The 11,679-nt window shown below is 60.6% G+C and carries 10 protein-coding genes; 8 read left to right on the top strand and 2 right to left on the bottom strand.

The annotated features are described in order from the left end of the window. Window positions 1–309 precede the first annotated feature (309 nt). Both NG701_RS00525 and NG701_RS00520 read right to left on the bottom strand, forming a co-directional pair. Entirely contained in the window at window positions 310–786 is a 477-nt protein-coding gene (locus NG701_RS00525) for a hypothetical protein (protein WP_252563289.1), read from the bottom strand. A 326-nt stretch (window positions 787–1,112) separates the two neighbouring features. Continuing rightward, complete coding sequence (locus tag NG701_RS00520; RefSeq protein WP_252563287.1) at window positions 1,113–2,000, bottom strand: proline dehydrogenase family protein; 888 nt, start codon at window positions 1,998–2,000, stop codon at window positions 1,113–1,115. Between the two features lie 892 nt (window positions 2,001–2,892). Between NG701_RS00520 and NG701_RS00515 the strand changes: the two genes are divergently transcribed. The 8 genes from NG701_RS00515 to NG701_RS00480 all read left to right on the top strand — a co-directional run bounded on the left by NG701_RS00515 (window position 2,893) and on the right by NG701_RS00480 (window position 11,642). Continuing rightward, on the top strand, window positions 2,893–3,837 hold the full coding sequence (locus tag NG701_RS00515; RefSeq protein WP_252563285.1) for a transporter substrate-binding domain-containing protein: 945 nt from the start codon (window positions 2,893–2,895) through the stop codon (window positions 3,835–3,837). Between the two features lie 154 nt (window positions 3,838–3,991). After that, entirely contained in the window at window positions 3,992–4,897 is a 906-nt protein-coding gene (locus NG701_RS00510; protein ID WP_252563282.1) for an amino acid ABC transporter permease, read from the top strand. Between the two features lie 2 nt (window positions 4,898–4,899). Further along, window positions 4,900–5,724 carry an amino acid ABC transporter ATP-binding protein gene (locus tag NG701_RS00505; RefSeq protein ID WP_256475324.1) on the top strand — a complete coding sequence of 275 codons (825 nt, stop codon included), beginning with the start codon at window positions 4,900–4,902 and terminating at the stop codon, window positions 5,722–5,724. A 143-nt stretch (window positions 5,725–5,867) separates the two neighbouring features. Next, entirely contained in the window at window positions 5,868–6,644 is a 777-nt protein-coding gene (locus NG701_RS00500; RefSeq protein WP_256475323.1) for a FadR/GntR family transcriptional regulator, read from the top strand. A gap of 1 nt (window position 6,645) precedes the next feature. Then, complete coding sequence (locus NG701_RS00495; RefSeq protein WP_252563278.1) at window positions 6,646–7,374, top strand: cache domain-containing protein; 729 nt, start codon at window positions 6,646–6,648, stop codon at window positions 7,372–7,374. Window positions 7,375–7,725: 351 nt separating this feature from the next. Further along, a complete protein-coding gene (locus NG701_RS00490) occupies window positions 7,726–9,111 on the top strand; it encodes a protoporphyrinogen/coproporphyrinogen oxidase (RefSeq protein WP_252563275.1) in 1,386 nt (461 codons plus the stop codon). A gap of 46 nt (window positions 9,112–9,157) precedes the next feature. Next, window positions 9,158–10,051, top strand: a complete 894-nt coding sequence (gene dapA, locus NG701_RS00485; protein ID WP_252563272.1) for a 4-hydroxy-tetrahydrodipicolinate synthase — start codon at window positions 9,158–9,160, stop codon at window positions 10,049–10,051. Window positions 10,052–10,148: 97 nt separating this feature from the next. Further along, window positions 10,149–11,642: an aldehyde dehydrogenase family protein gene (locus NG701_RS00480; RefSeq protein ID WP_252563269.1), complete on the top strand. Its 1,494-nt coding sequence runs from the start codon at window positions 10,149–10,151 to the stop codon at window positions 11,640–11,642. Window positions 11,643–11,679 lie beyond the last annotated feature (37 nt).

Below are 11,679 nucleotides of genomic sequence, written 5' to 3'. Positions count from 1 at the left end.
GGGACCTGGGGAGGCTCAGGCTGACATTTTTGGTCAGCTTGTCAAAGGGTGTGTATCGCAGGGCGCGTATATAACATCAATCTTCTGCCAGTAAGGAAAATACTGCCTCTGCCAGCAAAAGCTGGCATCCCTTTCTCGTGCAGCGGCGGTTGCAAGACAGGGCATCGTGGTCTGGCAGGGCGTAGTCGCGCGCAGTCGTAAGCGTGCAGGGTGGTGCCGGTTTCCTACCGTGCGGGGAATTCTTTTCTTCATCCGGCACACGCAGTTCTGATGAAGTCCAGGCTTCCATGGCCGGACGCGCGTCAGTCTCTAGTCTGTTTCCGGGCCCGTGCAGTAGAAGCATTGTCCGTCTTCTACGCCGAGGTGGCAGTTATCGTCGTCGAGGGTTGTGGGTGGGGTATCGAAAAAGGTGGTGGGCATATCTTGGACAGTCATTTTTGCGTTCCCGCTTGTATGAATTATTGGCGTGGAAAGCCGGGGTGGGATCCCTACTTCGGGTCCTGCCCCGGCCTCGATGGCGCTCTGTGTTGCTGCCTCATCCGCGCTGGGCAGCTTACCCAGGACAAGGGAGTGCTCGTGCGGGGCAACGACGTCAGAAGTTGCGCCGGTAAGGATCCGCTCCCCGTTGATGACGTGCGGGAGGTCCCGGACGGCACTCTTCACCTCAGAAATCTTCTTAAGGACATCCTGGGCTTCCTGTGAACCCGGCGCAAAGTCACGGGAGGGTTCGTTGGCAGGAACTGGTACCCGGAAGTTGCCGGCTACGCTGACGGTTTGGATAGGCATTATTGCTCTTAGATTGGTTGTGCCTTGAATGGTGCGCCACGGATGCGAGCACCGGTCAGGCTCTGTCGAGAGAAGGGCGTTCCGCGGTCCGTACGCGCACTTACCAGAAATTGTTCAGTGATGGATGTTGCTGCTGTAAGGTCGTCTGCTCGCCCGATTGCAGGAGGGCCGGGGACCACAGCGACGGATCGTAGCCGTGGCATGGCTTGAGCTGGATCGGGTTAGCACAGCCGTTACAGAGCGCCGAGGGGGTTTTCCTCATCGCCCAGTAAGAGTTCAATCCGAGGGTGGTGGACCGTTCTCAGTGTTGCCTCAGGCCTGATTGTCTATCCGCCGATGAGGGAGCGCAGGAAGAGTAGGAGGTTAGCCGGCTTCTCGGCCATGCGCCGCATGAGGTACGGGTACCACTGAGTGCCGTAGGGAAGGTACACACGAACGCGGTATCCGTCCCGGACAAGTTCGTCCTGCAGCTTGCGCCTTACCCCATAAAGCATCTGGAACTCAAAGGACTTCCTGTTCAGTCCGTGCTCCCTGGCTGCTTCCTTGACTACCTCGATGCATTCGTCATCGTGTGTGCCGAAAGCGGGGTCCGGAAGGTGGCGGAGAGCCCACCGCGACAGGTATTTGTACTGCTCAGTGACCTCATCTGCGCTGCGAAGAGCGTCGTCCAAGGTTTCGTCAAAAGCCCCTTTAACGAGGCGGATGCGCGGCTTGATATCTGTGAATGAAAGCAGGTCCTCGGGGGTTCGACGCATGTTGGCCTGAATCGCGAGGCGCGTTTTGGGGTAGTCCGAAAGAATCCCTTTGAAAATCTCCAACGTGGCTCGCCCTACGGAGCTGTGTTCCATGTCGACTTCAACCTGGACGCCCTGCGCGTCAGCCATCTGCAGCAGGCTCTTCAAGTTATTCGCACACTGCTGGAGGTCGATTCCGATGCCCAGTTGCGAGAGTTTCACTGAGACGGTGGAGCCAGGGGCCCTCGTATTGATTTCTTCTATGGCACCGAGATACTCCTGGGTTGCTGCCTTGGATTGGGCTAAGTCGAATACCGACTCTCCAAGCAGGTCCAGGCTGACATCGATGCCGGCTGCATTCAGCTTCTCGGTGACGCGCCAGGCGTCCAGCAAGCCGTTTCCGGCCACGTACCTCTCAACGATGGGCCGGGTAAGGCGATTTTTGGTGGCTATCGCCTCAAGTTTCTTGTTTTCTGCCACATGAAGCAGTAGCCGATTCGGCATAGTAATGATTCCTTTACTGGTTCCCCTTCTGGGGCCCTACGGGTCGAAGCAGATTTGAACGTGATCTGCCTCTCATTAGCTCTTGATACATACAAGATAGCTTGTGATCACACATCACACAATGCCTCTGGTCAATCCCAAGGGGCGGCAGCGCGAAACCTGCCACGCGCGGGTTGGGTGGGGGAGTGCGAGCGTCGCTTCGAACGGGGGTTTCAGATGAGCGGAAGGGGCCCTCGGCATTTCCGGCCACGGAACCCGTTGCGACCCACTGTCGTTTCTCGTCCAAGGCTGACCTGGAACCCTATCTTGGGGAGCGTCGAGTCCTCGCTCGCAAGACGATTTACAAGACCGTTACAACAAAGCGTTGTTTTATCTGTGATCACAGATTACATTGGATGTGATCACAGCCACATCGCCGTCCTGAGGTCGGGCAGGGCGACGCGCCTTGGTTTCTGGACCGACCGTTATCATCAGCAGATTTTCCCTCAATGGTGAAGGAGAATCTCATGCCGTTCAACGCCAACCAGGCGGCATGGCCGATTCGATTTCCAACCGAGTTGGGACCGGGCGGTCTCAGCAACGAGGTGCTTCTTCCAGGCCGGAAGAGCTGAGTTGGCCTGAGACTAAACATATAAAGTTAAAGTATTGATTCAATAGCGATAGTGTGATGTACTTCATAAAAGTCGCGCAGAAGACTCGCCGGCTCCGCCGCTCAGCTGATCCTTGGAGATCCAGCCGCCAGGTAGCGAAACGTAGGTTTGGCGCGACGGAGGGCACCCAGCTCAAACTCAGCAATAAACGAGCCGCACACCCAGGTTCCCGCCCTCATGGCGGATAAGGATCAACACCACATAACACAGGAGAGACCATGAAACTTCGTCCGTTTTCCCGCCTGACACGGGGCACCTTCACAGCCATGGTGGTGGCCACCACGCTGATTGGGGCATCGGCGTGCGGGTCGTCCCCGGCGAGTGCGCCAGCTGGTGGGAGCACTCCCGGTGCTGGTTCCACGCCCAGCGTGGATTCCGAGCTTGCCGGGATGGTGCCGGATTCCGTGCGGGATAAGGGAACTTTGACGATCGCTGCTGGTGTCTACGCGCCAGCAGTCATGGAACCGGTGGGAGGCGGGGAAGTGTCCGGCTGGGACATCGAGCTCACCCGTAAGGCGGCCGCGCTGCTCGGGCTGAATGTTGACTTCAAGATCATTCCGTTCGACGGCGTTATTCCGGGACTGCAGGCTGGCCGTTTTGACGGGGCCACGGGTGAGATCAATGTGACCGAGGAACGAACCAAGGTGGTCACCTTCGTGACCAACTACGCCTCCAGGGATGCGTTCATCGTTAAGGCCGACTCAGCCAAGGAGAGCTTTGAGACGCCGGCGGACGTTTGCGGGTTGAAGATCGGGGCTGCCCTGGGGTCCAACCAGGCAGCCACGGCCCAGTCCATGGCTGATGAGTGCAAGGCCTCGGGCGGGGACCCGACAACTGTGGAGACCTTCCAGACGCAGTCCCAGGTGAACCTGGCGCTGAGCCAGGGCCGTCTCGATGCGTCACTGGCCAGTGCCAGCCAGGCAGCCTACTCCGTCGATCAGACCAAGGGGCAGTTCAAGCTGGCCAAACTCGGGTTCGGCCCCGAGATCAAGTCCGGTCTGGCCCTGGCCAACAACGCTGACACCCCTCAGCTCGCCAAGGCCTTCCAGGCTGCCACGGACAAGCTGATCGAGGACGGCGAGCTGGCCAAGGTCCTGGATGAGCTCAACGGTGGTCTCGGAGCCGTGGACAAATCCGAAATCATCCCTGCCCCGGCCAGCTGATTCCTCCGCCGCGTCGTACAGAATCGAAAGGTAACAGTTGCCATGGAAATCGCTAAAGCCACATCTCACCGGCAGCACACGCCAGCAAGGGGGGGGCGGCGCCTCCTCTACACAAAGCCTGGATCAGCAGACGCTGGCCAGGGAGACTGTTCCGTTGCGGCATCACGGCCGGACGGTAGCAGCAGTCTTCCTGTTGCTGGTGGTGGCGAACCTGGCCCACTCGATGGTGACCAACGAAAACTTCCAATGGGCCACCGTGTGGCACTACCTGTTCCACCCGGAAATCATGGCCGGACTAGGGCGCACCCTGATCCTGACCGTCGTCGGCATGACCTTCGCGATCCTGCTGGGGATACTCCTGGCAGCCTGCCGTCTTTCCGAGAACAAGGTTCTTCAAGCAGTTGCCGGCGCCTACCTCTGGTTTTTTCGGGGAACGCCACTGCTGATCCAGCTCATCGTCCTGTACAATCTCTCGGCGCTTTACCCCCGGCTCGGCATTGGTGTCCCCTTCGGTGGACCGGAGTTATTGGGAGGTCCCACCAACTCCGTACTCACCCTGTGGACCGTGGCCCTGGTGGGCCTGGCCCTGCATGAATCGGCCTACATGGCCGAGATCGTGCGCGGAGGGTTGCTCTCGGTACCCAAACACCAGACCGAAGCGGCGGCAGCGCTGGGGATGAACAACGTAATGTCTTTCCGCCGCATCATCCTGCCCCAGGCCCTGCGTGTAATCGTGCCGCCAACAGGCAACCAGGTCATCGGCATGCTGAAATACAGCTCGCTCGTCAGCGTCATCGCGCTGCCTGACCTGCTCTACTCCGCCCAAATGATCTACACCCAAACCTTCGAGACCATCCCGCTTCTCATCGTGGTCTCTTTCTGGTATCTGCTGTGCACGAGCATCCTCACCATCTTCCAGCAGCGCATTGAGCGTTACTACGGACGCGGCGTTGCAGGCCATGCGAGCACCACCGCACGGCGAGGCGGATTCAAAGGTCTAAGGGCACCGCGTAAGCGAGTGCGGACCACGCTGACATCAACCACGGCCGAGGAGGGCTAGTCATGACCACCATTTCCCCCAAGGAACCGATCAGGGATAAGTCCGAGCCCATTGTCAAAATTGTCCAACTGCGTAAGAGCTTCGGCGATGTGGAAGTGCTCAAGTCCGTGGACCTGGACGTCTACCCTGGCCAGGTCGTCGTCATCCTCGGCCGATCCGGCTCCGGCAAGTCCACGATGCTCCGATGCATCAACCACCTCGAAAAACCAACCAGCGGCGCAGTCATGGTCAACGGCGAAGTCGTCGGGTACCGGGTTAAGGGCGAAAAGCTTCACGAACTACGGCCCAACGAAATTGCACGCCAACGGGCAGCGACAGGCATGGTGTTCCAATCCTTCAACCTGTTTCCGCACCTGACCGTCCTTGAAAATCTGCTCGAGGCGCCGCGCAAGGTCCTGGGGAGGCCTGAGAGCGAGGTCCGCAAGGAGGCCATGGACCTGCTAACCAGCGTGGGACTGGCAGAAAAAGCCGGCTTCTATCCGAGCACCCTGTCCGGAGGGCAACAGCAGCGAGTCGCCATCGCACGAGCCCTGGTCATGAAGCCATCGGTGATGCTGTTTGATGAGCCAACTTCCGCACTCGACCCTGAACTGGTAGGCGAGGTCCTCGAAGTGATGAAGCAGCTTGCGCGCAGCGGTATGACCATGATTGTAGTGACCCACGAGATCGGATTCGCCCGATCAGTTGCTGACGAGGTCGTCTTCATGGCGGACGGGCGGGTAGCAGAGCAAGGGCCACCATCGCAGGTTATCGACAACCCCCAGGCGGAGGCGACCAAGACCTTTCTTCGCAGCCTCAACGAACGCCGTGACGCTCCTGCTGCCTGACCGATGACACGTGGCGATGTGCGCACTGACAAGGACCAAGAAATTCCATTAGCCTCCCTCTGAACGCAATGTGCAAAGATTGAAGGTAATAGCAATCCTCCTGCCTAGTTGGGGGGTAGGGCCAAGGGCAGGAGGACGTGGAGATGGCGAGTACGGCAATCTCCACGTCCGCCCTTGACTTGCTACTGCTCTTGCGGGGGAGTGAGCCTGAGGGCTTAGGCCGAGCCGACCAGGTTTCCTATCAAATCGAGACCGCAATCCTCATGGGCATCCTCGCCGAGGGGGATCGGCTTCCAACCGAATCCGTCCTTGCTGCCGAGCTCGGCATTTCCCCGATAACCCTGCGCCAGTCCCTCGCGGCACTTCGTACGAAGGGCCTTATCGAGACGAGCCGTGGACGCAGCGGCGGAAGTGTGATCCGTCGCCAGATCGAATTGACGGACACTCAGCTTCAGCACAAGCTCCGCGAAACCAGTACGGAGGCGCTAAGGGATCTCGGTGACTTGGGAGCGGCCATAGCCTCGATGTCGGCCCGTCTGGCTGCCGGCCGTGCCGATCAGCAGAACGTCGAGCACCTTGAAGACCTGATGCGGCGGCATCGGGACAGTGTGGACGAGCGGGCCCGGCGACGGATGGATAGCCGCTTCCACGTGGCAGTCAGCATCGCTGCCCAGTCGAGCCGCCTGACGTCGGCAGCACTCCAACTGGAAGCGGAGTTGATGACTCTTTGGTGGAGCCTCCCGGGTCGAAATGGACATGCCAGCACTTCTGTTGAGCAGCACGAGGCCATCGTCGATTGCATTCGAGCCGGCGACGCCGATGCTGCGGCATCGGCTGCTGAGCTCCACAGCAGGAGTGAAACTGAATATTTGATAAAACAGCATCTGCGATTGTCGATGCAGTCCGGCGAAGGTGCATGACGTGGAACCCGTACGAGAATCTCTTCACCGGACGGCAGCGGTCATCTCGTCCACTATTGGCGGCGTCTTCGAAGACTTGGAGAAGATCGCCGGCGCGGTTTCTGCAGCGGCAGCCAGTGCCTCAGATGTTCCACGGCGTAGTGCATTCCACTTTTTGAAGAAGGAATTCGCAAATCTCATTAACCAGCACTCGGGCGTGATCGTCGGAGCTGGGATCGCATATGCTCCTGGAAGCCTGCCCGAAGCGCGGTATTGGCTCGAATGGTGGCGGGTGCAGCACTCGGATTCCTCCCGTGAAGCGCGCTTTGTCACGCACGACCTCAACCCGGACTCGTTGAATTACTACGATTACGCAGGCCGGGAATGGTTCACCATTCCCTCCGCCAGTGGCAAGCCGGTAGCGGTGGGGCCCTACGTAGACTTTGGCGGTATTAACGTCAACATCATCACCCTGTGCGTTCCCGCTCCGACCCCCCAGGGAACGCATGTACTTGGCGGTGACCTGACTCTGGCGAAGCTCGAGGGTGCCTTCCTTCATGCGCTCCAGTTGCACAACCCTTCCGTGGTTCTGCTCGGCCCGAACGGCAGGGTCATCGCATCAAATGACGCACGCATAGCTTCAGGGACCCTGCTTCGGAATGAGGACCTCCACCGTGTACAGGATTCGGTCGACGTCTCTCCAGACAATCCGACGCGCTTGCCCTGGAGGCTGATCAGCCTGGGTAAGTAGTGCCTTCCCACTCCGCCGCGCTCCAACACGGCGCCCAACGCATCGCCGCGCCGATGCCCTTGATACAGGATCTCTTGTTGTGCTCAGCAGCATCCTTCGTACTGCATGACCCGCATAAACACTATTGCATTAATCATACAATGATGTAGGCTTTATTGTGATCGGGGGCACAAACCCCCTTTTGAAGAAGCTTCAAACTGCGGAGTTCCAAGCCCGGAGGATCACATTCAGTCCACGTTATGTCCAACCGAACATGATCCTGGACCACCCTCACTCGTCGTTATCAATGGACGCACCCCGCCCAGAGCAGCCCGAGCAGCTCTCGGCCCTTCAGATGGAAAGTGCACACTCATGAAAGATGTAGTCATTGTTGGCGCCGGACTCGCCGGTCTTTCGGCAGGATGGCGCCTGCGTCACTGGGACACGCTCCTGCTGGAAGCGGACGCGCGCGTAGGCGGCCGTATCCGTTCCGAGCGCCGGGGCAACTACTGGCTGAACTGGGGCGGACACGTCTTTGCGGGCGCAGGATCCTCCACGGATTCCTTGCTCAGTGAAGTTGGTGTGACTGCCGTCGAGATCCCCGGGTCCCTCCAGGCCCTGTCGATGAACGGCAAGTTCATCAAGAAGGGACACATCGCCACATATCCGTTCCGCATCCCCATGTCGTTGACATCGCGCATCGACACCCTGCGGGCCGGCATGAAGGTTGTAAGCGGCGTCGCAAAGTACACCGGCGTTGTCAGGAAGCGCGCAGGGGAATCCGGGGCCATGCGCCAGCAGCGGATCTATGACTTTCAGAACGACGTCTCCTTTCAGGACTTCATCGGAGACTTGTCCGAGGACGCAGCAGCCCTGTTCAAAACCACTGTCACCCGCTCCGCCGGTGACATGAACGAAATTTCGGCGGGGGCCGGCATCGGGTATTTCAGCCTGGTCCTGGGCATCGGCCAGGGCCTCAGTCAGGGCATTGTTGGCGGCCCCTCCACCCTGACCGAATCAGTCGCCGCCGCACTCGGTGACCGGATCCAGCTCGGAGCGGTTGCGCGAGAGGTCGTGCACAAGAAGGAATCCGTCCTCGTCCGGTACAGCCAGGGCGGCGTCGACCACGAAGTCGAGGCCCGTACCGTCGTCCTCGCGACCACTGCTGATGTCTCACACAGAATCGGCGTGGACCTGCCCGAAGAGCTGCGTGGGGCACTGAGCCAGATTAAGTACGGCCCGCACGTCAGCACCGCCTTCCTGACCAACGAGACCTCCGCCCGGCCCTGGGATGACATCTACGCCATTGCTGCACCGAAGCGCTCGTTCGCGATCGCTCTGAATCAGGCCAGTATCGTCCGCGGTACCGAGTCGGTACGGAAGCCTGGCGGCAGTTTCATGACCTTCTCACCTGCCGGCCTGGGCCGCGCGCTGCTGGAGAAGACCGATGAGGAAGTCATCCGGACCCACCTTCGCGATCTCGACCAGGTTCTCGGTCACGGGTTCGCCGACAGCGTCGTCGAGGCCCAGACGGACCGGTGGAAGGTCGCCTCGCCTTATTCCTTCCCGGGCCGGGCCAAGCTCCAGTCGACGCTGATGCGCGGCACTGACCGCGTCTTCCTCGCCGGCGACTTCCTCGGAACCCTCTACACCGAAAGCTCCATCACCACCGGATTCTCGGCAGCCCAGGAAGCAGCCAGCCTGCTGGCCACGCAGCGCCAGGCAAAGCCCGACTCCGGGCTCTCCATCGTGGCCTGACACCCGGCTTGCCCCAACCACCATTTCTGAAGAAAAGGAACATCCATTGTCTAAAGATCTCCGCGGCGTTCTCACCGCACTGTCCACCCCTTTCAACCAGGACGAAACCATCGACGTCGACACCCTGAAGCGCGTCGTTGACCGCTCCATCGACGCCGGCGTCGACGGCGTCGTCGCAGCCGGCTCCACCGGCGAAGTGGGTGCCTTGTCCTCCGAGGAGCGCCTGCTCCTCATCAAGACAGTCATCGAGCACACCAACGGCCGGGTACCGGTCATCGCCAACACCGGCGCCACTTCCACAGCCGAAGCCATCCGCCTGTCAAAGGCAGCCGAGGAATTGGGCGCGGATGTGCTGATGCTCATCACCCCCTACTACGAGCCGCTCTCCCTGGAGGAGACTGTTACGTATATCAAGGACGTTGCCGGGGCCGTTGAACTCCCGATCATGCTTTACAACATCCCGTCCGTCACCGGTGTCAACCTTGACCCCGCAACGGTCCGTTCCTTGGCTGAGGAAGTGGAGAACATCCGCTACATCAAGGACTCCAGCGCGAACTGGGAACAGGCGCTGCAGCTGATCCATCACCACAGCGACGTCATCGGCACCTTCATCGGGTGGGACGCCTACCTGTACAGCGCCCTTGCCGAAGGCGCAGCAGGGGTTATGGCCGGCACCGCCAACGTCGTGCCGGACGAGATCGTTGCCGTCAGCCGCCGCATTGCCGAAGGCGACCTCACCGGTGCCCGCGACCTGTGGAATGACGTGTACCCGGTCATCGACGCACTCCTCTCCGTCCCGTTCATCCCCTCCGTCAAAGCCGGGCTCACACTGCAGGGCCTTCCCGCCGGCTCACCCCGACGCCCCACGGCCGACCTCAACGCCGAGGACCTGGCACGGGTGCAACAAGCCCTGGCCGCTCTTCCCCAGAGGGTCGGATAAGCGGCGAGCGACATCACTTCGCGGCGTTAGCCGCTGCCGTCAAGTAGCCCTCGGGGCACACAGCCATCGCCAAATGACAGCACTGAAGGAAATGATTATGACCACGACAGAAACAGCATCGTTCACCGTCCGCCGGGCAGGGAATGCGCCAGCTCCTTCCCTTCCTCCCTTCGGCCAGTTCATTGGCGGGGCGTTCATCCCATCCAGTTCGGCTTCAACCGTCGATGTGGAGAACCCGGCCACTGGCGAAGTCTTGACCCAGGTCCCCGCCGGCACGGTCGAGGACGTCGACGCCGCCGTCGCTGCTGCCGTCACAGCCAAAGCGGGCTGGGCAGCGAAAACGCCGAAGGACCGCGCCGCAGTCCTTCTTCGCATCGCAGACATAATCGAAGCCAATCGCGAAGTCCTCGAGACCCTCGAAGCTGCCAACACCGGTAAACCGGCAGCCGTTGCCGAGGACGACATTTCAAGTGCGATCGACACGTTCAGGTTTTCAGCAGGCGCAGCACGAGCGTTCACCACACCCGGAGCGGGCGACTTCGCAGAGAACCACACCTCGGTGATCCTCCGCGAGCCCGTGGGTGTTGTCGGCGTGATCACCCCTTGGAACTATCCTCTGCTGATGGCCGCATGGAAGATCGCCCCGATCCTGGCCGCCGGCAACACCATGGTCCTCAAGCCCTCCGAGCAGACACCGTTGGCCACTCTCAAGCTGGCCGAACTCATCGCCTCCGAGGTTCCTCCCGGTGTCCTGAACATCGTCACCGGGCCCGGGCGGGTGGTGGGGAACCGCATTTCAGAGCACCCGGATGTCGACCTCGTCGCCATCACCGGAAGCGTGGGCAGCGGCCAAAAGGTGGCTGCCAGCGCCGCCTCCACGGTCAAGCGAGTCCACCTGGAACTCGGTGGCAAAGCCCCCGTCGTCGTCTTCGACGACGCCGACCTGGAAGCCGCCGCCAAGGGTGTCCGCGCGGGCGGGTTCTGGAACGGCGGTCAGGAATGCGGTGCCGCGACCCGTGTTCTGGTCCATGAATCCGTTGCCGACAAGTTCACCGAACTGCTGGTACGGGAGGTACGCGAGATTACCATCGGCGCACCCGGCGCCGAAGGGGACGCCGAAATCGGTTCCATGATCTCAGGCGCACACTACAAGAGGGTCCTGGCCGCACTCGAGGACATCCGCAAGGAGGGCCTCACGATCGCTGTCGGCGGCAACGCCATCGAAGGTCCGGGCTACTTCATTGAACCCACTGTCGTGACCAACGTCCCTGCAGGCGCCGCAGTCACAAGCACAGAGATCTTCGGTCCGGTCGTGTCGGTGGAAACCTTCAGCACAGAGGAAGAGGCCATTACACGGGCCAACGAAACCGTCTATGGGCTTGCCGCCTCGGTGTGGACCACAAACGCTGCCCGCTCCCTCTCGGTACCCCGCCGGCTTGATTTCGGCACGGTCTGGGTCAACTCCCACCTTGTCATCGCCAACGAAATGCCATGGGGCGGCTTCAAGGGCTCCGGCTACGGCCGGGACCTTTCCACCTACGCGCTGGAGGACTTCTCCCGCACCAAGCACGTCATGTACAACCACGGCTGACAACAGCCGTATCGATGGGTACCAGTGGTCTTGCACC

Origin of the sequence: Pseudarthrobacter cellobiosi (assembly GCF_023913815.1) — a bacterium.
Classification (GTDB): domain Bacteria; phylum Actinomycetota; class Actinomycetes; order Actinomycetales; family Micrococcaceae; genus Arthrobacter; species Arthrobacter cellobiosi.
The sequence above is the reverse complement of the archived record's forward strand: the minus strand, read 5'-3'. Positions and strand labels throughout refer to the sequence as shown.